Annotated in this window: 19 protein-coding genes, 2 tRNA genes and 1 other RNA gene; 13 read left to right on the top strand and 9 right to left on the bottom strand. The window is 76.0% G+C overall.

Annotation, left to right across the window (positions count from 1 at the left end; genetic code table 11):
- Positions 1–15 precede the first annotated feature (15 nt).
- Both PH189_RS10345 and PH189_RS10340 read right to left on the bottom strand, forming a co-directional pair.
- Positions 16–1,053 (bottom strand): prephenate dehydrogenase, encoded by a 1,038-nt coding sequence (locus PH189_RS10345; RefSeq protein WP_274188683.1) that lies wholly within the window; start codon positions 1,051–1,053, stop codon positions 16–18.
- Positions 1,054–1,120: 67 nt separating this feature from the next.
- The gene (locus tag PH189_RS10340; RefSeq protein ID WP_274188720.1) at positions 1,121–2,311 is read right to left on the bottom strand and encodes a M20 metallopeptidase family protein; all 1,191 of its coding nucleotides are present in this window, start codon (positions 2,309–2,311) and stop codon (positions 1,121–1,123) included.
- A 221-nt stretch (positions 2,312–2,532) separates the two neighbouring features.
- Here PH189_RS10340 and PH189_RS10335 point away from each other — a divergent pair, with 221 nt between their 5' ends.
- The 3 genes from PH189_RS10335 to PH189_RS10325 all read left to right on the top strand — a co-directional run bounded on the left by PH189_RS10335 (position 2,533) and on the right by PH189_RS10325 (position 3,622).
- Positions 2,533–3,072 (top strand): tRNA adenosine deaminase-associated protein, encoded by a 540-nt coding sequence (locus tag PH189_RS10335; protein ID WP_274188682.1) that lies wholly within the window; start codon positions 2,533–2,535, stop codon positions 3,070–3,072.
- 7 nt (positions 3,073–3,079) lie between these two features.
- Entirely contained in the window at positions 3,080–3,526 is a 447-nt protein-coding gene (locus PH189_RS10330) for a nucleoside deaminase (RefSeq protein ID WP_274188681.1), read from the top strand.
- 10 nt (positions 3,527–3,536) lie between these two features.
- Positions 3,537–3,622, top strand: a tRNA-Ser gene (locus PH189_RS10325).
- A 112-nt stretch (positions 3,623–3,734) separates the two neighbouring features.
- Here PH189_RS10325 and mftD read toward each other — a convergent pair.
- Complete coding sequence (gene mftD, locus PH189_RS10320; RefSeq protein WP_274188680.1) at positions 3,735–4,907, bottom strand: pre-mycofactocin synthase MftD; 1,173 nt, start codon at positions 4,905–4,907, stop codon at positions 3,735–3,737.
- 117 nt (positions 4,908–5,024) lie between these two features.
- On the bottom strand, positions 5,025–6,104 hold the full coding sequence (locus PH189_RS10315; RefSeq protein ID WP_274188679.1) for a LacI family DNA-binding transcriptional regulator: 1,080 nt from the start codon (positions 6,102–6,104) through the stop codon (positions 5,025–5,027).
- 149 nt (positions 6,105–6,253) lie between these two features.
- Between PH189_RS10315 and PH189_RS10310 the strand changes: the two genes are divergently transcribed.
- The 4 genes from PH189_RS10310 (at position 6,254) to PH189_RS10295 (ending at position 10,186) form a co-directional block, all read left to right on the top strand.
- The gene (locus tag PH189_RS10310; RefSeq protein ID WP_274188678.1) at positions 6,254–6,544 is read left to right on the top strand and encodes a hypothetical protein; all 291 of its coding nucleotides are present in this window, start codon (positions 6,254–6,256) and stop codon (positions 6,542–6,544) included.
- Positions 6,545–6,647: 103 nt separating this feature from the next.
- A complete protein-coding gene (locus PH189_RS10305) occupies positions 6,648–7,406 on the top strand; it encodes an RNA polymerase sigma factor (protein ID WP_274188677.1) in 759 nt (252 codons plus the stop codon).
- Entirely contained in the window at positions 7,403–8,236 is an 834-nt protein-coding gene (locus PH189_RS10300; protein WP_274188676.1) for an anti-sigma factor domain-containing protein, read from the top strand. Before PH189_RS10305 ends, PH189_RS10300 begins: the two co-directional genes overlap by 4 nt.
- A gap of 180 nt (positions 8,237–8,416) precedes the next feature.
- On the top strand, positions 8,417–10,186 hold the full coding sequence (locus tag PH189_RS10295) for an ATP-dependent DNA ligase (RefSeq protein ID WP_274188675.1): 1,770 nt from the start codon (positions 8,417–8,419) through the stop codon (positions 10,184–10,186).
- A gap of 35 nt (positions 10,187–10,221) precedes the next feature.
- Here PH189_RS10295 and PH189_RS10290 read toward each other — a convergent pair whose 3' ends face one another.
- Complete coding sequence (locus PH189_RS10290) at positions 10,222–10,497, bottom strand: hypothetical protein (RefSeq protein ID WP_274188674.1); 276 nt, start codon at positions 10,495–10,497, stop codon at positions 10,222–10,224.
- Positions 10,498–10,741: 244 nt separating this feature from the next.
- Between PH189_RS10290 and PH189_RS10285 the strand changes: the two genes are divergently transcribed.
- From PH189_RS10285 to PH189_RS10275, 3 genes are read left to right on the top strand one after another with little or no spacing between them, the layout of a single operon-like run.
- The gene (locus PH189_RS10285) at positions 10,742–11,617 is read left to right on the top strand and encodes a hypothetical protein (RefSeq protein ID WP_274188673.1); all 876 of its coding nucleotides are present in this window, start codon (positions 10,742–10,744) and stop codon (positions 11,615–11,617) included.
- Positions 11,614–12,915, top strand: coding sequence for a Gfo/Idh/MocA family protein (locus PH189_RS10280; protein WP_274188672.1), 1,302 nt, complete (start codon positions 11,614–11,616; stop codon positions 12,913–12,915). Before PH189_RS10285 ends, PH189_RS10280 begins: the two co-directional genes overlap by 4 nt.
- Positions 12,912–13,808 carry a TIGR03619 family F420-dependent LLM class oxidoreductase gene (locus tag PH189_RS10275; protein ID WP_274188671.1) on the top strand — a complete coding sequence of 299 codons (897 nt, stop codon included), beginning with the start codon at positions 12,912–12,914 and terminating at the stop codon, positions 13,806–13,808. Before PH189_RS10280 ends, PH189_RS10275 begins: the two co-directional genes overlap by 4 nt.
- A gap of 16 nt (positions 13,809–13,824) precedes the next feature.
- Here PH189_RS10275 and PH189_RS10270 read toward each other — a convergent pair whose 3' ends face one another.
- Genes PH189_RS10270 through PH189_RS10260 form a run of 3 tightly spaced genes read right to left on the bottom strand, consistent with a single transcriptional unit; the run spans position 13,825 to position 16,803 of the window.
- Complete coding sequence (locus PH189_RS10270) at positions 13,825–14,937, bottom strand: ROK family transcriptional regulator (protein ID WP_274188670.1); 1,113 nt, start codon at positions 14,935–14,937, stop codon at positions 13,825–13,827.
- A 38-nt stretch (positions 14,938–14,975) separates the two neighbouring features.
- A complete protein-coding gene (locus PH189_RS10265; protein WP_274188669.1) occupies positions 14,976–15,977 on the bottom strand; it encodes a Gfo/Idh/MocA family protein in 1,002 nt (333 codons plus the stop codon).
- Between the two features lie 13 nt (positions 15,978–15,990).
- Positions 15,991–16,803 carry an LmeA family phospholipid-binding protein gene (locus PH189_RS10260; protein ID WP_274188668.1) on the bottom strand — a complete coding sequence of 271 codons (813 nt, stop codon included), beginning with the start codon at positions 16,801–16,803 and terminating at the stop codon, positions 15,991–15,993.
- Positions 16,804–17,040: 237 nt separating this feature from the next.
- On the opposite strand from PH189_RS10260, the gene PH189_RS10255 reads away from it, so the two are divergent.
- Complete coding sequence (locus tag PH189_RS10255) at positions 17,041–17,883, top strand: hypothetical protein (protein ID WP_274188667.1); 843 nt, start codon at positions 17,041–17,043, stop codon at positions 17,881–17,883.
- A 119-nt stretch (positions 17,884–18,002) separates the two neighbouring features.
- On the opposite strand, the gene PH189_RS10250 is transcribed toward PH189_RS10255, so the two are convergent.
- A tRNA-Ser gene (locus PH189_RS10250) sits at positions 18,003–18,088 on the bottom strand.
- A gap of 86 nt (positions 18,089–18,174) precedes the next feature.
- On the opposite strand from PH189_RS10250, the gene ffs reads away from it, so the two are divergent.
- An RNA gene (gene ffs, locus PH189_RS10245) (signal recognition particle sRNA small type) lies at positions 18,175–18,269 on the top strand.
- A 44-nt stretch (positions 18,270–18,313) separates the two neighbouring features.
- The gene (locus tag PH189_RS10240; RefSeq protein WP_274188666.1) at positions 18,314–20,407 is read left to right on the top strand and encodes a DNA polymerase III subunit gamma and tau; all 2,094 of its coding nucleotides are present in this window, start codon (positions 18,314–18,316) and stop codon (positions 20,405–20,407) included.
- Position 20,408 lies beyond the last annotated feature (1 nt).

The raw sequence follows: 20,408 nt of genomic DNA, 5'->3' as shown, positions 1-20,408 counted from the left end.
CCCCCGCCGCGACGCCTACGGCTCCTGGTCCTCGCTCCCGAACGCCGCCTCCAGGGCCTCGGGCGTCCAGCCGATGACCCGGCCGCCGGTGCGGCCCACCTCCCGCATGGCCTCGAGGAACTCGGCGGGCGTCCCCTCGAGGTCGATGCGCACTTCGCGGCGGGCCCGCCGGGCCACGTCGAGCGCCTCGCGACCGTCGTGGCCTGCGGTGAGCGTGGACAGCAGCCCGCCGGTGGAGGCCAGCGAGCCGCGGGCGGCGCCGAGGCGGCCCAGGGCGTCGTCGAGCGACGACAGCAGCGCGGCGCGGTTGCCCTCGCACATCGCGGCGGTGAGCTCGGGACGGGTGGCCGCCACGCGGGTGCCGTCGGTGAACGACCCCGCGGCCAGCGCCAGGGCGAGCTCGCCGCCGTCGGCGCCCACGGACGCGAGGACGGCCGCGAGCAGGTGCGGCAGGTGGGAGATCCGGGCGACGGCGAGGTCGTGCTCGTCGGCGGCGGCGGGCACGACGACCGCCCCGCAGGCCAGCGCGAGGGCGGCGACGTCGACCCACACCTCGAGGTCGGCGTCGTCCTCGGTCGCGACCACCCAGACCTTCTCGTGGAAGAGCTGCAGCGACCCCGCGTCCCACCCGGAGAACTCCGTGCCGGTCATCGGGTGACCGCCGACGAAGCGGGTCGCGGGCGCCCGGCGGGCGACGGCCTCGGCCACCGGGCCCTTGACGCTGGTGACGTCGGTGAGTCGGCAGCCGGGGGCCTCGCGGGCCACGACGGCGAGGACGTCGTCCAGGGCGGTCAGCGGGACCGCCAGCACGACCAGGGCGTCCTCGGCGGCGGCGCGGGCGAGCGCCGCGTCGACCGAGACGGCGACGTCGTAGCCGTCGGCGGCGGCCTTCTCGGCGGTCGTCGTCGAGGCGGACGCGCCCCAGGCGGACCGGCCGGCGTCGGTGGCGGCGCGCAGCAACGAGCCGCCGATGAGGCCGAGACCGATCACGCACACGGGGCGGCGCTGCGCGGCGGCGAGGGTGGCACCTGCGGATTCGACGACAGCTTCCACGGGGCCCGACCCTAGGACGACCCGGGAGAGTGAGGGAGGTGCGCCCGAACGGGGGCCGCGCGGAGGCTCAGGCCCGCCGGAGGGCGTCCAGGACGTACCCCGAGTACAGGGCCACCCCGGCGACCATGGCGTCCTCGTCGAACACGACACGGTTGGAGTGGTTCGGCGGCGCCTCGGCCGGGTCGACGTCCGCCGGGCACGCCCCGAGGAACGCCAGTGCGCCGGGCACGCGCCCGAGCACGTAGGAGAAGTCCTCCGAGCCCATGATCGGGTCCGGCATCGGCTCGACGAAGCGCGAACCGAGCACGGAGCGTCCGGCGTCGGCCACCCGGTCGGCGACGTCCGGGTCGTTGACCGTGACGGGGTAGCCGGCCTCGATCTCGACCTCGCAGGTGCAGCCGTAGGCGTCGGCCACGCCGGTGCACACCCGCGTCACCTCGTCGAGCACGCGGGCCCGGGTCTCCTCCGACAGCGTGCGGACGGTGCCCTCGAGCGTCGCGGTCTCGGGGATGACGTTGGTGGTGGTGCCGGCGCTGATGTGGGCCACGGTGAGCACGGCCGGGTCGAACGCGCTCACCCGCCGCGTCACCATCGTCTGCAGCGCGCCGACCATCGCCGCCGCGGCCGGCACCGGATCGAGCGCGTCGTGCGGGGCCGAGGCGTGCCCACCCCGCCCGGTGACCCTCACGTGGAGGTCGTCGGACGACGCCATGATCGAGTCGGGGCGCGTCTGGAGCGTGCCCGCCGCGAGGCGCGACGTGACGTGCAGGGCCATCGCCGACTCGGGCGTCCCACCCGGCCCGTCGGCCGAGAGCAGCCCCTCGGCGATCATCATGCGAGCGCCGTGGGAGCTCTCCTCGCCGGGCTGGAACATGAGGACGAGGGTGCCGGCGAGGCGGTCGCGCCGCCCGGCGAGCAGTCGGGCGGTGGACGCCAGCATCGCGGTGTGCAGGTCGTGCCCGCAGGAATGCATGGCGCCGTCGACCTCGGAGGAGAACGGCAGCCCGGTGTCCTCGTGCATCGGCAGCGCGTCCATGTCCGCGCGCACGAGCACCGACGGTCCCGGCCGCGCGCCGCGCAGGACGGCGACGACCGAGCTGCACTCCCGGCCGGTGTCGACCTCGAGCGGCAGGTCCTCGAGCGCGGAGAGCACGGCGGCCTGTGTGACGGGCAGCGTGAGGCCGGTCTCGGGGTGACGGTGCAGGGCGCGCCGCAGCGCCAGCGTGCGCGGCTGCAGGGCGCGGGCCTCGGCCAACAGCGCGCGCTCCGGGGCACGGTGCGCCGCGCGGCGCCCGCCCGCTCGCCGCTCCGGAGCGCTCACCCGTCCGATCCTGGCACTCCCACCGTGACGCCGCCGCACCCCGGTTCAGTCGCCGACGTACCCCCGGACGGCCGGAGGCCCTGCGCCGACGACCGTCCGGCGCTTCCGTGACCTCGCCGGACTTCCACTGGACACTTGCCCGGACCTACCGTAGGGCCATGGCAGGTCAGGGGTCCGCAGGCGCCGCCGCGACACGCGGGGGCGCCGGCACCGTCGCGCCCCTGGACGGGTGGGCGGTGGCCGTCACGCGCGAGGAGGGTCGCTGGCGCGCGGTCGCCATGGAGCGCGACAGCCTCGCCGACCTCGACTCCGCGATCAGCGCGCTCCGCGGCCTGCGGTCCACCGGCGCCGTGCTGGGTCTGCTCGACGTCGACGACGAGTTCTTCGTGCTCGTGCGCCCCACCCCCGGCGGGGTGGCGCTGCTGCTCTCCGACGCGGTCGCCGCGCTCGACTACGACGTCGCCGCCGACGTGCTCGACCTGCTGCGCCTCGAGGTGCCCGACGAGGACGAGGCCGACGACGACCCGTGGCCCGAGGGTGACCTCGGGATGCTGGCCGACCTCGGTGTCCCCGCCGACGAGCTCGCCGTGCTGGTCGAGGAGATCGACCTCTACCCGGACGAGCAGCTCACCGCGATCGCCCGTCGCTGCGGATTCGCCGACGAGCTGGCGAAGGTCGTGGAGACCGCTGACGCCTGAGCAGTGGATGGCCCGTGCGATCGAGGTCGCACGGACGTCCGGGGACGACGTCCCCGTCGGCGCGCTGGTGATCGACGCCGACGGCCGGGAGCTCGCCGCGGCGGCCAATGCCCGCGAGGCCACCGGCGATCCCACCGCCCACGCCGAGATCCTCGTCCTGCGCGAGGCCGCCCGGCACCACGGCGATCGCTGGCGTCTCGGCGGCTGCACGCTCGTCGTCACCCTCGAGCCCTGCACCATGTGCGCCGGCGCGGCGGTGCTCGCGCGGGTCGACCGGATCGTGTTCGGCGCCTGGGAGCCGCGCACCGGAGCCGTCGGCTCCCTGTGGGACGTGGTGCGCGACCGGCGGCTCAACCACCGCCCCGAGGTCCTCGGCGGGGTGCTCGAGGCCCGGTGCGCAGCGCTCATGGTCGACTTCTGGCCCGGTCGTCGGCGCGAGGACAGCGTCCCGTAATCTTGTCAGCGGTAGCGTGTCCGAGCGGCCAAAGGAGCGCGCCTCGAAAGCGCGTGTGGGTTCTGCCCACCGTGGGTTCGAATCCCACCGCTACCGCACCCGCGGGGGGCTCCGCCCCCCGTGAACCCCCCGAAGGACGCCGGGGGTCGGCTCACGACGAAGGGCCCCTCCCGGATTCCGGGAGGGGCCCTTCGCGTCGTTCCGGCGCTCAGCTCACGGCCTGCCGGGTGAAGTTCGGCGGGATGATCAGGTCCTCGGGAGCCAGGTCGTGCACCGAGCTCTTGCCGAGGCCCATGAGCCCCGAGCCGATGCCGCTGCGCAGGATCTCGAAGACGTTCTCGACGCCGGGCTGGCCGTTGGCGGCGAGGCCCCAGAGGTAGGCGCGCCCGATGGCCACGGCCCGGGCGCCGAGCGCCAGGGCCTTGACGACGTCGCTGCCACGCCGGACGCCGCCGTCGAGGATGACCTCGACCTCGCGGCCCACGGCCTCGACGATCCCGGGCAGCACACGGATCGGCGCCGGGGTGGAGTCGAGGTTGTTGCCGCCGTGGTTCGACACCTGGATCGCGGTGGCCCCGGCGTCCACGGCGCGCTTGGCGTCGTCGATGCGGGTGATGCCCTTGACGCAGAACGGACCGTCCCACTGCTCACGCAGCCAGGCGACGTCGGCCCAGGTGGGCGGCGGGGTGAACATCCACTGCCCGTACGCGCCGAAGAAGGTCGGGGGGTCCTCGCCGCCGACCGGGATGTTCGGCACGGTGAGGTCGGGGACCTTGCCCGCGCGGAGCATCCGCAGACCCCAGCGCGGGCGGGTGACGCCCTCCGGGATGTACTTGATCATCGTCTTGAGGTCCATCTTCTCCGGGATGGCCGGGCTGCCCCAGTCCCGTCCGTGGGAGAACGACCAGTCCAGGGTGACGATGAGGCCCTTGGCGCCGGCCTTCTTGGCGCGCTCGGCGCGGGCCGCGAGGGTCTCGCGGTCGCCCACCCAGTACATCTGGAAGAACGTCTTCTCGTTGGCCTCGAGGACGTCCTCGACCGAGCGGCTGGCGAACGAGCTCAGCCCCATCGCGGTGCCGGCGTTCTTCGCCGCGCGGGCCACCGCGACCTCGCCCTCGGGGTCCACGGCCTGCACGCCGGTGGGCGAGATGATCACCGGCATCGAGATGTCCTGGCCCATCACCGTCGTGGACAGGTCCTTCTCGAACGGCAGGTCGCACACGTGGGGCAGGAACTGGAGCTCCCGGAACGCCGCCATGTTGTCCTCGAGGGTCGCCCCCGCCTCGCTCCCGGCCACCAGGGCGCCGTAGACCGACTTCGGGAGCTCCTTCTTCGCCCGCCGATGGGCCTCGGCGACCGACTCGAACCACTGACCAGCCATGTGCAACCTTCCGGGTCCCGTGACCTGCTTCACCGCTCCCGGTCACCGTAACCGGACGTGGCGACCTGCACGGTGTCTTCGCGGACGGGCCGGAACCCTCCGAACGGAGGGGGCGGGTCACCGCCCGGGCGGGGGGCCGGTGGAGGCGCGGACGACCAGCTCGACCGGCAGGCGGTGCTCGTCGCCGGCGGGGCCCGGGCTGCCCCGGCGCAACAGCAGCTCCGCGGCGCGCCGGCCCTTCTCCCGGTGCGGCTGGCGCACGGTGGTCAGCGCGGGGTGGGCGTCGGCGGCGGCGGGCACGTCGTCGAACCCGACGATCGCCACGTCCCCGGGCACCGACAGGCCCGCGTCCGCGGCGGCGGCCATCGCGCCGAGGGCGAGCTCGTCGCTCATCGCGAGCAGGGCCGTGGGGCGCGGGCGACGGGCCAACAGGGCGGCGGCGGCGCGACGCCCCGCGTCGCGGCCGTAGGGCGAGCGCTCCTCCACCGGCACGGCCGACCACCCGAGCCCCGCGGCCCCGACCGCGTCCTGGTAGCCGAGCAGGCGCTCCCGGGAGGCCCGGTAACGTGCGCGGTCCTGGCGGTCGAGGTCGGCCGTGCCCTCCCACTCGTCGTCGACCAGGGGCAGGGCGACGACGCCGAGGCGGGTGTGGCCCAGGTCGATCAGGTGGCGTGCGGCGGCGGCGGCGCCCGCCCGGTCCTCGATCCCGACGTGTCCCGCCCCGGGGACCTGCGGCCCGTCGACCACCACGAACGGCAGGCCGCGCTCGACGATCGCCGCGAGCTTGCCGTCGACCGGGATGTCGCAGTAGCAGATGACGCCGTCGACCAGCGCCACGCGCGCCACGGCGCTGCCCGGCCCACCGCTGATGAGGACCAGCGCGAGGTCCTCGCGTTCGCACACCTCGCTGACGCCCTGGAGGAACAGCACTGCCGCCGGGTCGCTGAACGCGAAGGACATCGGGTCCTCGTAGACCAGGCCGAGCGCGTTCACCCGGCCCCGCGAGAGCGTTGCCGCGAGCGGGTCGGGGCCCGCGTAGCCCAGCTCCCCCGCCGTGCGCAGCACGCGGCTGCGCAGGCGCGGGCTCAGGCGCTCGGGGTGGTTGTAGGCGTTGGACACGGTGGCCCGGGAGACGCCGAGGGCGCTCGCCACGGTCGCGAGCGTGACCCGCCCGCCCGCGCGTCCGCCCGTCTCCACGCCCTCGATCCTCCCGTGTTGCGGCGGATGCGCGGGAGACCGGTGGTTGATGGACCGGTTCAAGTTGCGCCGATCGGCCACGACGCACCTCTTGCGTGCGCCGTCTTTGAACCGGTTTAGTAGTCGCCACCGACAACGAGGAGGGCCCGATGGAGCTCCGAGCGATGTGGCGGCGGGCGACGCGGTGGATCGGCGGCGCCACGGACCGCCGCGCGGCCCGGGAGGTCGCCGACGCGGCCGAGCGGGTGGTCGGGCGGGCGGCGACGCGGGCGCGGTTGGCGGCGGTCGAGGCCGAGATCGTGGCGCTGATGGCGGACGACCGGGTGCCGGCGCGCGGCCGGCGTCTGCGGGCGCTGGAGCAGGCCAGGGACGACCTGCGGGCGGAGCTGGAGGCGGACGGGGCCGCGACACCGCGGGAGCCCGTGGCACTCAGGACGTAGGCGACACCTCCGGGTTCTCTGCAGCGCACCGACCGAACGGCCGAACCGTCGGCGACCGGCGGGCGAACGGTGCGCAGTGATCCCCGACGGAGGAGGTGGCCGCGTGTCCCTGCCCCTGATGCCGGCTCGTGCGGACGCCCCACCCGAGGTGGGGGACACGGTCGCGGCAGCCGAGACGGCACGGGACGGGCGGCGTGGCCGTTCCCCGATGTCCGCGGTGCCGCCGGTCGAGCCCGCGGTACCCGCCGTGCCCGCCGGGCCGACGGGGAGCGAGGCGGCGGCCGCCGACGCCGCGCTGCTCGTCCGTCTCTCCGACCGTGAGACCGCGGCGCTCGACGCCCTCTACCAGCGCTACGGGCGCCCGGCCTACTCGCTCGCGCGTCGCATCTGCGCCGACGACGGGTTGGCCGAGGACGTCGTCCAGGAGGTCTTCCTCGCGCTCTGGCGCGACCCCGGGAAGTTCGACCCGGGGCGCGGCACCGTCGCGAGCTGGCTGATGACGCTGGTGCACCACAAGGCGGTCGACGCCGTGCGCCGCGAGGCCACCCGCCGCCGACACCACCCGACCACGGGCGAGCCGGACGAGGGCGTCCCCGCCGCGGGCCCGTCCGCCGCGCGCCAGGCGCTCGGTGCCGTGCTCGGCGAGCAGGTGCGCGCGGCGCTCCACCGGCTGCCCACCGAGCAGCGCACCGCGCTCGGGCTCGCCTACTACGGCGGCTACTCCCAGCGGGAGGTCGCGAGCCTCACCGGCGTGCCGATCGGCACCGTGAAGTCGCGGATGTTCGCGGGCGTGGCACGGCTGCGCGTCCTGCTCGGCCCGGTCCTCGGCTCCTCGGCGGATGCGCTCGGGGACCTCGCGTGAGCACCTGTACCCAGCGCGCCGACGCCGTCGGCGCCGCCTTCTCCGCGCTCGAGCCCGACGAGGAACGTGCCGTGCAGGCCCACCTGCCGCACTGCGCGGACTGCCGCCGTGCCTTCGACGAGGCCCTCGACGTCGTCGCCGCCCTCGGCGCCGCGGTCCCGTCCCTCGAGCCGCCCGCCGAGCTGAAGGGCCGGGTCCTCACCGCGGCCCGGGCCGAGCCCGGGGCGCCGGTCCGTCCGGTGCGCCGGCCGACCCCGGCCCGCCCGGTCGCCGACGGACCCCGGACCTCCGGCACGACCCCGCGGCCCCGGTCGCGGCGGCTCGTCACGGCCGCCGGCGGCCTGGTCGCCGCGGTGGTGCTCGGACTGGGACTCATCGTGGCCCGCGGCGTGCTGCCCACCCAGGAGGCGCCGCCGGACACCCCGGCGGTGGCGCTGGACCAGCAGGCCGACCGGGTCGTCGACGACGCCCGGTCCCGTGACCCCGGCCTGCGCGCCGCGGTGCTGCGCGGGCCGGACGGCAACCCCGCCGCGGTGGTCCTCGACCCGGGGGACGCCGCGGCCCCGGTCCGCATGGTGTCGCTGGACCTGCCCGCGACCGGGAACCAGCGCGACTACGTCCTGTGGGCCACCGGCATGCCGGGCAACGCGCCGGTCGCGGTGGCCGTCATCGACCCCGCCGACGGCGTGACACGCCCCCTGGACACGGCGGCGCAGCCGTCCGGACCCGGCGACCCGGCGCCGCGAGGGTGGGCGGTCTCGGTCGAACCCACGGGCCCCGTGCCCCCGCGGCCGTCGACGGTCGTCGCGGTCGGGCTGGCGGCGGCCTGAGCCTGCTCGCCCACCCGCGACACGCCGTTCCACCGTTCGTCGCTGCTCAGCGTTCCCCGGTCGCAGTCCGCGCGCGCCGCGTCCGCGACGACGGTGCCACCGTCGGGGTGCGCGGATACCGTGGGCCCTGTCGGCGATCACCCCGCCGGCGGCAGCGAGCGGGTCGGGGAGGTGGCGCCGATGGCAGGGGTGTCTGCTCTCACGACCGGGGAGCTCGGCGTCACGTCGTCGGCCGACCACGCCGACCACACGGGGGCCTCGCCCGGGCGTCCCATGCTCGCGAGCGCGGGCGACGTCCCGCGTGGCGCGGGCTGGGCGTTCGAGTTCCTCTGGGACGGTCTTCGCTGTCTCGCGCGCACCGGTGACGAGGGACTGCGGCTGGTCACCGACGCCGGGCGCGACGTCACGTCGCACTTCCCGGAGCTCGGGATCGCGGCGCCCTGGACGGGCACCGGCGGGCTCGTGCTCGACGGGGTCGTCGTCGCGCTCGACGGGGTGGGCCGCCCCAGCGCCGGCAAGCTGCGCCGCCGGGCCCGCGTCGCCCACCCGTCGGAGATCCTGCAGGCGCGCGTGCCGGTCTCCTACTACGTGTTCGACGTGCTGGAGGTGGCCGGCGTCTCGACGCGCCGGCTGCCCTACCGCCAGCGCCGCGAGCTGCTCACCGAGCTCGATCTCTCCGGCAGCCGCGTCGTCATCCCCCCGTACTTCACCGGCGTGGGCGCCGAGGCGGTGGTCACCACGGCGCGGCGCTACGGCCTCGACGGCGTGGTGGCCAAGCGCCTCGAGTCCACCTACCAGGTCGGCCGGCGCTCGCGGAGCTGGATCGAGACGCCCGTGCGTCGCGTCCAGGACGTCGTGGTCGGCGGCTGGATCCCGGCGCGTGGTCGGCCGGACACGGTCGGGGCCCTGCTGGTCGGGGTGCCGGGCGAGTCGGGGCTGCGCTACTCGGGCCGCGTGCTCACCGGCGTCACCGCGGCGGCCCGGCGCGAGCTCGACGGGGTGCTCGGCGCGCTCGAGCGACCCGAGAACCCCTTCGTCGACGTGGTGCCCGAGGACGCGCAGGGCGCCGCGCGCTGGCTGGCCCCGCGCCTGGTCGGCCAGGTGGAGCACCGGCGCTGGACCGCCACGGGGCTGCTCGAGCGCCCGGCGTGGCAGGGGCTGCGCGCGGCGCACCCGGCGACGGTCGCGGCCCCGGTGCTCGCGGCGCCGGTGGTCGACACCGACCTCGAGCTCGACGACCTCGAGACCGCCGAGTCCCCGAGCAGCGGGATGCGCACCCGTCCGACGGCCGCCGTCGCCGACATCGTCACGACGCCCTCGCCCGAGGACGTCGAGTCGGCCCTGCGCTCGCGCTTCTCGGCGCACTTCGTGCACAACACGCTCACCGCGATCGCGTCCTACGTGCGCACCGACCCGGCTCGCGCCCGCGAGCTGCTCACCGAGTTCGCCGACTTCACGCGGTACTCGTTCCGCTCCGGGGGCGAGTTGACGACGGTCGGCGACGAGCTGCACAACGCCGAGCGCTACCTGACCCTCGAGCAGGCCCGGTTCGGCACGCGGCTGCGGGCGGAGGTCGCCGTCGCCCCCGAGGTGCGCGGCGTCCTGGTCCCGCCCTTCGTCGTGGCGCCGCTGGTGGAGAACGCCGTGCGGCACGGCATCGAGCCGATCCCCGGGGGCGGTGCGGTCAGCGTGTTCGCCTCGGGCTCCGGGTCCGACTGCGTGATCACCGTGTCGGACGACGGCGCCGGCATGGGGCCCGAGGCCACGCGTACGGCGTCGCAGGTCGACCGCCGTCACGGCGGTATCGCCGAGGTCTCCCGCCGGCTCCACGCCGCCTTCGGGTCGCAGTGCGACGTCCACGTCGACACCCGGCCCGGCGTCGGCACGGCGGTCCGGTTGCGCATCCCGGCGATCTCGACGGCCGAACCGAGCCGGAGCCTCGTCGGCTGAGGTCCGGCCCGGCTCCGCCCGGGCGTGGTTCTGGCCTAGTCGTCGACGGCGTCGTCCTCGTCCACCACCGCGCAGGTGGCGTCCGACGGCGCCGCGTCGCTGCCCCCGAGGACGTCGGACAGGATCGGGATGCCGGCGTCCACCCCGCAGGCCTGCACGGGCAGCACGGTCAGGTCGTTGAGCAGCGCGATCCCGGTGTCGCCGTCGTCGGTGGGAACGGGGTCGGCCGAGGCCGTCGGGGCCGCGGCGAGCAGCCCGGCGGCGGACAGGGCGACCGATGCCGACAGGGTGGCGGCAACGCGTCGGAACATGGCAGGACTCCTCGCAGAGGACGGAACGGGAGCGACCGTTCGTCGCAAGGAGCGCTGCGATGAACGGTCGTCGTGGACTCAACCCCGCGCCCCCGGGTCGGGCAATCGGTGCGACGAAGGCCCACCGGAAAGCGTGGTGGTCGGTTGAACGGGATCGACGGCGGGCAACGCGCGACGAGCGGCTCATCGAAGGCGGCGAGCGGCGGGTCGATGGGACCCGGACGGGCGGCGGCACCATGGAGCCGTGGAGGTGCTCGCGGTGGACTGGTCGGGCGACGCGCGGGCGTCTCACCGGCGCATCCGCGTCGCGAGCGCGCGGCCGGGGCGCCTCGTCGAGGTGCGCGCCGGCCTCGACCGCGACGGCGTCACCGCGCACCTGATCGCACGCGCCGCCGAGACGCCCCTCGTCGTCGGTCTCGACTTCTCCTTCGGCCTGCCCGCCTGGTTCGCCCGCGAGCACGGGTGCGGCGACGTCGCGGCCCTGTGGGAGCTCGTGGCCCGTCACGGCGAGGAGTGGCTGCGGGCCTGCCGCCCGCCGTTCTGGGGCCGGGGTCCGACACCCCGCCCGCCGCACGACCCGGCCCGGCCGGGCTACCGGGTCACCGAGGAGGCCGCCCGCGCCGACGGCCTCGATCCCCGTTCGACGTTCCAGATCGGGGGTGCGGGCGCCGTCGGCACCGGCTCGCTGCGGGGCATGCCCCATCTCGCGCGGTTGCGGGCCGCGGGGTTCGCGGTGTGGCCGTTCGACGACGCCGGGCCGGCCACGGTCCTCGAGATCTACCCGCGGGTCCACACCGGACCCGTCGTGAAGCGCTCGGCGGCGGCCCGCTGCGCGGTCGTCGACGCCGACCCCCGCATCCCGCCGGAGCTGCGCGACGCCGTCGTCGACACCGAGGACGCCTTCGACGCGGCGATCTCCGCGCTGGACATGGCCGGGCACCATGGCGAGCTGGCGGCGTTGGAAGCCGCCCCACCGGGCAGCCCGGAGGCGATCGAAGGCGCGCTCTGGCGTCCGGTCCGCCGCGATGCTCCGGATGCGGACCGCAACCGGCGACGGCGTCCCCCTGTCGGGGGCAGGATGTCCTCCGGCGGGGGCAACAGCAGGGAGGAACGCGCGTGAGCCTCGGGTCACGTCCGGTCCGGGTCGTGATCGTCGGTGCCGGCGGTCGGGGGCGTCTGCACGCCCGGCACGTCCGGCTGGCGGGCGGGTTCGTCACGGCGATCGCCGAGCCGCGACGGGAGCGCCGCGAACGCCTGGCCGACGCCTGTGACGTCCCCGAGCACGCCCGGTTCACGCAGTGGACCGACCTGGCCGAGCGCGCGGACCTCGTCGACGTCGTCGTGATCGCGACCCAGGACGACGACCACGTCGACCCCGCCATCGCGTTCGCCGAGCGCGGCGTGCACCTGCTCGTCGAGAAGCCGATCGCGCCGGACGAGGCCGAGGCGCTGCGCGTCGCCGAGGTCGTGCGCCGGACCGGCGTCCTCTTCTCGATCTGCCACCCCCTGCGCTACGCGCCCTACACCGCGGCGCTCGTCGCGGCCCTGCGGGCGGGACGGATCGGCGACCTCGTGTCGGTGCAGCACCTCGAACCGGTCGGTGCCTGGCACTTCGCCCACTCCTACGTGCGCGGGGCGTGGCGGCGGGAGGACCTCGCGTCGTCCCTGCTGCTCGCCAAGTGCTCGCACGACGTCGACCTGCTGACCCACCTCGTCGGCGACCGCCCGGCCCGCCTGTCCTCGTTCGGCCGGCTGAGCCACTTCCGGTCCGACAAGCAGCCCGAGGGTGCGTCGTCCCGCTGCCTGGACTGCGCGGTCGAACCGACGTGCCCGTACTCGGCCCCGCGGCTCTACCGGTCGTGCCTGGGCGACCCCGAGTGGGAGCACCAGCTGCTCGGGGCCGTCACCGAGGTGCCGACGGCGGAGGCCCTCGACGAGGCGCTGCGTACCGGTCCCTACGGCCGGTGCGTCTACCGCTGCGACAACGACGTCGTCGACCACCAGGTCGTCGCGTTCGAGTTCGACAGCGGCATCACCGCCACGCACACCGTCACCGCGTTCTCCGAGCTCGCGCCGCGCCAGACCCGGGTGTTCGGCACCCACGGCGCGGTGGAGGGCGACGGCCACGTGCTGCGCTTCCACGACTTCCGGGCCCATCCCGACCAGGCCGTCGAGACCTTGACCCCCGGCGACGGCCGCCCGCCCCACCAGGAGGGCGACGAGGAGCTCGTACGCGCCTTCCTGCGCGCCGTCGCCGACGACGACCCGTCCGCGGTGCTCACCGGGCTCGACGAGACGCTGACGAGCCACCGCATCGTCTGGGCCGCCGAGCGGTCGCGGCGCTCCGGGGAGACGGTGACGCTCGACTGGGACCCCCTCGGTGACCCCCGCGGTGACTCCGTCGGGGTCGTCGGATGAGGATCGGCGTCACCGTCCCCAACTTCGGCCCCGCCGCCACGGTCGACTCGCTGCGCGCGTGGGCCGCGCTGGTGGAGGACGCCGGGTTCGACCTCCTCATGGTCGGCGACCACGTCGCCGCGACCCCGGACGTCACCGCCGCCTACCCGGGCCCGTTCTGGGAGCCCCTGACGCTGCTGGGTTACCTCGCGGGCGTCACCCGGCGCGTCGAGCTGGGCACCACCGTCCTGGTCGTGCCGTACCGCGACCCGCTGCAGACGGCCCGCAGCCTCGCGGGACTCGACCAGCTCAGCGACGGGCGGCTGATCGTCGGTGTGGGCATCGGGTGGGCCCGCTCGGAGTTCGCGGCGCTCGGCATCGACCCGGGGCGTCGCGGGGAGATCACCGACGAGTACCTCGGCGCGATGCTCGCCCTGTGGAGCGACGACGTCGTGAGCTTCGCGGGGCGCCACGTCGCCTTCACCGACGTCGACACCCGCCCGCGCCCGCACCGCCGGCCGCACCCGCCGCTGTGGATCGGCGGCAACGGCGACGCCGCCCGCCGGCGCGCCGTCCGGTGGGGCCAGGCCTGGCACCCCCTGCGCGTGCCCGCCGGCTGGCTGCGGGCCGAGGGACTGCCGGCGCTGCGGCGCGCCGCGGACGAGGCCGGCCGGCCGGTGCCCGCGCTCGCCCCGCGGATCGTGCTGCACCCCTCTGCCGAGCACCGGCCGGACGCCGACCGCCTCGCGGGCGAGGGCCGTCCCGACCAGATCCGCGCCGACCTCGACGAGCTGCGGGACCTCGGGGCGACGCACGTCCTGCTCGACACCCACCGCGACGCGACGACGGTCGGGCACGACCACGCGGCCGAGCGCGCGGTGCTCGAGGAGGCGGCGGTCTGGCTGCTGGGGTGAGCGGGGGTGGGCGGGATCAGCCCCGCGCGGAGACCAGGTTCTCCCACGCGAGACGGCGGGCCTCGGACAGCGCGCCCCACAGCGGCGCGGTCTCGCCGAGCGCGCCGGCGGCCACCGGTACCTCCCGCGGGGCGAGCTCGGCGACCGTGGCCTCGACGTGCGGGAGCAGGCCGGGCGTGAGGCCGACCGGCCCGCCGAGCACGACCAGCGCGGGGTCGACGGTCGCGCAGACGGCGACGGCGGCCTCCCCGAGGGTGCGCCCGGCCTGCGCGAGCACCTCGGCGTCGAGGGCCTCCGCGGTCGCCCGCAGCCCCTGGGCCGCGATCTGCTCCCCGAAGCGGAAGCGGCCCGTGCCCTCGCCGAGCGGCAGGTAGCCGATCTCCCCGGCCAGCCCGCGCGCGCCACGGACGAGCGCGCCGTCGAGGACGAGGCCCATGCCGACGCTGTGCCCCTCGCCGACGTACAGGTAGGCGAACGTGGACGTCCCGGAGGCGGCGCCGTGGTCGCGCTCGGCGAGCGCCGCGAAGTTGACGTCGTTGTCGAGCACGATCATCGAGGGGTCGACGCCACGCACGTCCTCGGTGCTCACCACGCCCGCAGGGAAGGCGGACTCCCGCAGCTCGACGACCCGCCCGGTGGCCGGGTCGACGGGGTTGGCGATCGACACCGCGACCGCCCGCACCGGGCGACCGTGCCCGAGCCAGCGCTGGGCGAGCGTGTCGAGGACCTCGTGCAGGCGCGCCGCGACGACGTGCCCGTCCTCGGGCGGGTCGTGGTCGGACCGTTCGAGCGTGCGGCCCGTCAGGTCGCCGACCGCGCTGCGCACGACCGACCGGTTGATCTCCACGGCGACGACGACGCCTGTGCCCGGGGCCAGGTCGTAGAGGGTGGCGACGGCGCCGGGGACCCCGGAGCGCGGACCGACGGCGACGAGCACCGCGTCCGACTCCATGCGCCGCACGGCCTCGCTGATGGCCGGCGGGGAGATCGCGGTGCGGCGGGCCAGCTCGGCACGGGTCAGCGGGCCGTCCTCGGCGGCGAGGCAGTCGAGGATCGCGCGCTCGGTGGTGGCCCGGCGCAGTCCGCTGTGCGGCGACGTCGCCCGCGCCGCCGGCCCCGGCTCGTCCATGCCACCTCCTGGGCGTTCGCGTGCAGGGTAGGCGCCGGTCACACCGCGGTGTCGTCCTCCCGGAAGACGAGGCCCAGCTGGTCGCCCGCCTCGGCGAGGACGCCCTGGACGGCGAGCGTGTCGTCCAGCGGCATCACGGTGCTCTCGGTCGCGCCCGCACGCAGGCACTCGGTGACCTCGACGAGCTCGTGGCTGTAGCCCGCGCCGGTGGGGGGCAGTTCGATCCGCTCGCCCGGGTCGTTCGTGTCGTGGTGCAGGACGATCGTCGTCGGGTGGTGGAAGCGGGGGAGGACGTCGATCCAGCCCGTGGTGCCGAAGACCCGCGCCTGGCCGGGCGTCGGGCTGTGGAACGACGTCTGCAGCGTCGCGTAGCGCCCGTCCTCCCAGGACAGCAGCATCGCGCCGTCCGCGTCGACGCCGGTGGTCTCCCGGGACGCGACGGCGTGCACGCGGTCCGGCGTGCCCAGCACCATCTGCGCGAACGACACCGGGTAGACGCCGAGGTCGAGCAGCGCGCCGCCGCCGAGCTCCGGGGCGAACAGGCGGTCCTCCGGGTCGACGTCGCGGACGGTGCCGAGGTCGGCCTGCACCGAGCGCGGCTCGCCGATCTCGCCCCGCGCGATGAGCTCCCGCAGGCGCACGACGGCGGGCTGGAAGCGGGTCCACATCGCCTCCATCGCGAACACGCCCTGGGTGCGCGCGGTGTCGACCACGCGCCAGGCCCCGGCCAGCGTGGCCGTGAAGGTCTTCTCGACCAGGACGGCCTTGCCGGCCTCGAGGCACGCCACCGCGAGCGCGGCGTGCTGGGGGTGCGGTGTCGCGAGGTAGATGACGTCGACGTCCGGGTCGTCGACGAGGGCGCGGTAGCTGCCGTGCGCGCGCACGTCGGCGCCGCCGTGGTCGTCGGCGAACGCCCGTGCGCGCTCCTCCGAGCGGGAGCCGACGGCGACGAGGGAGGCGCCCTCGACCAGGGCCAGGTCCTCGACGACCTTCGCGGCGATGCGGCCGGGCCCCGCGATGCCCCAGCGGATGTCCTGCATGGGGCTCACTGTGTCAGGACCCCGGACGGGCCAGGAGGTCGACGTCCCGCGCGGTCCCCGAGACCACCAGGACGCCGTCCTCGGCGCGCAGTTCGGTCGTGGAGATGGAGAACGGCAGCTCGCCGGGGTCGACGCTGGTGGAGAAGCCCGACAGCCGCGAGCGCAGGGCGCTCGCCGCGACCTGCCCGGCCGCGCCCTCGCCGCCCTCGGCGCGGATGTCGCGGGCCGAGAGGGTGATGCGCCCGCCGGAGAGACGGAACGACGCGATCACCGCGACCTGCACCTGCTGGCCCTGCACGGTGGTCGACGACGTGAGGCGCACCGACGACGCCGGGTCCACGTCGGCCAGCGCCTCGCTGCTGCCCGAGGCGCCGGAGTCGTCGGCCTCGGCCTCGGAGCGCAGGCGCTCGAGGTCGGCCTCGGTCAGCGGCTCGATGGTCAGGTCGCCGACGTCGAGCAGCCGGGCGAGGTCGGTGGGGTTGACCCGCGCCGCCGCCGTGACCTGCCGGGCGGGGATCTCGCGGACCTGCCCGTTCACCAGGTTCTCCAGCGGCAGGGAGACCCCGGAGAGGTCCGCGGTCAGCGTGAGGTCGCGCAGCTCGCCGTAGCGGATGCCCGGCGCCGAGAGCCCGACGTCGTCGTAGGTCCCGTCGAGGGCCTGGGTGAGGAACGGGAAGCCCCGGATGTCGACGTCCGGCGACTGCGGCAGGTCCAGCGAACTCTGCAGCGCCGCCCCCACCCGGTCCTCGGCGACCCACCGGGCCGCGAAGTCGATGCCCACCAGCACGGCGACGACCACGACGAGGGCGATCAGGAGTCCGCGCACGCCCGACACCGTGTCATCAGCCGTGGACGTCGCGGTCGGCCGGGGCCGGGGCCGAACGGATGCCGCGCGGCCGGCGTCGGCCGCCCGCGCGGGCGGTCGGCGCCGCTGCGCCGATCGGCCTGACTCCGGCCCGATCCCCGCGTCACCCGCGTGTCGATCGTGGCCGGCGGGCACCAGGCAGCGTTCCTGACGTCTCGAGCACCCGGGACGGCATCCAGCACGAGGACGGGGAGGCGCATGACCTCCGAGAAGTACAGCCAGACGTCACCGGGCCAGACGCCGTCGATGGTGTCCGACGCCGTCGCGACCTGGTTCGACGACGTGTTCCGTATCTACGGCGAGGTGGTGGACTCGCAGCGGCGCCTCGCCGTCGCGCTCATCCACGCCTCCTCGCCGGTGCTCGACGTGGGCGAGCGGGCGAGCGACAAGGCCGCGGCGGGCGCCGAGAGCCTGTCCGCGTCCGTCCAGGCGCGCCGGCAGACCCCGGCCCGCGCCGCGGCGCCGACACCGGTCGCACCGCCGTCGGAGGGCAGCTCCGGTGACGACGAGGCGCTCGCGGCGTCCCGTGACGACGTCGCCGGGCGGGATGGCGACACGACCCAGCGCGGTGAGGACAGTTCCGGGGACGTGGACCCCGGCGACGAGGAGATCGCCGGTGTCACCGCGTCCGAGGCGGAGGCCGCCGGCCCGGAGGAGGCCGACGCCGCGGTCCCGACGGGGGCCGGCGACGACGAGACGAATGCCGAGGCGATCGCGGAGCTCGACGGCGACGCACCGGTGGACGACGACACATCGGCGGAGACCGACATCGAGACCGACACCGAGACCGCCGAGGTCGCCGCCGCACCGGTGGACATCGACGTCCCGGGGGAGACCGACACCGACACCGGGACAGCGGACGACGGCGCGCGCGGAGATGCCGGGGAGCCCGAGAGGACGTCGCGGCGGACGAACGGCGCCGGTGACGCGAACGGCTCCGAGCGGCGTCGCGCCACCGGCACCCGGAAGGCCTCCGGGGCCTCCCGGCCGGCGCGGCGGACGACATCGAGCGCATCGGGCGGGCGCGGGACCGCGCGCTGATCCGGCGGTGCCGTCCCCGGCCGACCGCCGGGGCGGCACCGCAGCGCAGAGGGGTCCGGACGCACGAACGCCGGCCGGGCCACGAGGGTCCGGCCGGCGTCGCCGCTGGTCAGCGGGTGCGGAGGATACGGGATTTGAACCCGTGAGGGTGTTGAGCCCTACACGATTTCCAATCGTGCGCCTTAGGCCGCTCGGCCAATCCTCCGCGGGGAACGATACAGCCCGGCGGGAGGCGCCGAGGGGGTCGGGGCGGGCCCCGCGTGGGGACCGGCCGGCTTCGTTACACTGGGCCACGGACCCCGCGCGGCGTCCATCCTGTGAACTCCCCCAGGGCCGGAAGGCAGCAAGGGTCAGCGGGCTCTGGCGGGTGCGCGGGGTCCCCTTCATCTCCCCTCCGGCGGCGTCGGGGGGCCCGCGTAGCCTCGGGCTCGTGGCTCTGGCGCTCTACCGCAGGTACCGGCCGGCGACGTTCGCCGAGGTGGTCGGTCAGGAGCACGTCACCGATCCGCTGCGCACCGCGCTGTCCGCGGGCCGGGTCAACCACGCCTATCTCTTCTCCGGTCCGCGGGGCTGCGGCAAGACGTCCAGCGCGCGCATCCTGGCCCGCTCGCTGAACTGCGAGCAGGGCCCGACGCCCGACCCGTGCGGCGTCTGCGAGTCCTGCATCGCGCTCGCCCCCAACGGCCCGGGCTCGCTCGACGTCACCGAGATGGACGCCGCGAGCCACAACGGCGTCGACGACGCCCGCGAGCTGCGCGATCGTGCCCACTTCGCGCCGGTGAGCTCCCGCTACCGCGTCTTCATCATCGACGAGGCGCACATGGTCACCACGGCGGCGTTCAACGCGCTGCTCAAGGTGGTCGAGGAGCCGCCCGAGCACCTGATCTTCATCTTCGCCACGACCGAGCCGGACAAGGTGCTCACCACCATCCGCTCGCGCACCCACCACTACCCGTTCCGCCTGTTGCCGCCGAGCACGTTGCGCGCCCTCCTCGAGCGCATCTGCGTCGAGGAGAGCGTGACGGTCGAGCCGGCCGTCTACCCGCTCGTGGTGCGCGCCGGCGGCGGGTCCGCCCGTGACTCGCTCTCGGTGCTCGACCAGCTGCTGGCCGGCGCGGGCGACGAGGGCGTCACCTACGCCCACGCGGTGGGGCTGCTCGGGGTCACCGACGTCGCGATCCTCGACGACGTCGTCGACGCGCTCGGGGCCGGCGACGGTCCCGCCGTGTTCGGGGCGGTCGACCGGCTCGTCGAGGCGGGACACGACCCGCGGCGCTTCGCCGCCGACCTGCTCCAGCGCCTGCGCGACCTTATCCTCGTGCAGGCCGTCCCCGACGCCGGGGAACGCGGCCTCGTCGACGTCCCGGCCGACGAGATGGAGCGGATGGTCGACCAGGCGCAGCGCCTCGGCCCGGCGGCCCTGGCCCGCCACGCCGAGCTCGTGCACACCGCGCTCACCGAGATGCGCGGGGCCACCGCGGCGCGGCTGCTGCTCGAGCTGGTCTGCGCCCGCATGCTGCTGCCTGCCGCCTCATCGGCGGACGCGGCCATGATCCAGCGCCTCGAGGGCGTCGAGCGGCGCCTCGCGGTGGGCGCGCCCGGTCCGTCGGACGCCGCGCCCTCCCGCTTCAGCCGGCCGTCGCAGCGGTCCGAGGACGGCGCCGAGGACGCTCACCCGCGCGCCGGGGAGCTCGACGCCACCGTCGTCCCGCCCACCGACCGTCCGGCGGCCACCGTCGAGGCCCGGGACGAGCCGCCGCGCGACGCTCCGCGGGAGCGCCCGCAGGCGCCGCCGCCCCAGCGCCCGGAGCGCCCGGCCGCCCAGGAACGTCCCGAGCGTCCGCAGGTGCCCGAGCCGGAGTCGACGCCGGAACCGCAGCCCGCCCCGGCCGCCGGCGCGCTCGACGCCGCGGCACTGCGCCGGGTCTGGCCCGAGGTGATGACCCAGGTCCGCGAACGCAACAAACCCACCCACGCGCTGCTCCAGAACGCGACGGTCACGGCGGTCGAGGGCACGACGATCACGCTCGGCATGCCGACGCCCCCACTGGCACGCCAGCTCTCCCAGCCCAACCGCGCCGATCACGTCGCTGCGGCGCTCGGGGCGGTGCTGTCGGGGCAGTGGACCGTGCAGGCGGTGCACGGCACCGGGGGAGACAGTGGCGGTGGCGGCGCGCGGGGCGGTGGACGCCCGGAGCAGAGCCGTCAGCGCCCCGATCCGCCGCGGCGTCCCGAGCGGCCCCCACGCCCGGAGCAGCCGCCGCGGGCGGACGCTCCCCCTGCCGAGGCTCCCGCACGGGGCGGCCCGGGCGACGCCCCGCCGGCCCGGCGCCCGGCCCCGCCGTCGGACATCCCGCCCCCTCCGGAGCCGCCCGAGGACGGCGATGTCAGCGAGGAGGACATGTACGCCGAGGCGGCCGCCGACCCGGGCGGCACCGCGGGCGGCGCGCGCGTCGACCCCGAGGAGGCGGCCATGGAACTGCTGACCTCGCAGCTCGGCGCGCGGCGGGTCGACGGGCGGTAGC

The organism is Actinomycetospora chibensis (genome assembly GCF_028737215.1).
Classification (GTDB): Bacteria; Actinomycetota; Actinomycetes; order Mycobacteriales; family Pseudonocardiaceae; genus Actinomycetospora; species Actinomycetospora chibensis.
Note: the sequence above shows the minus strand (reverse complement) of the source record. Positions and strands in the feature narration are given on the sequence as shown.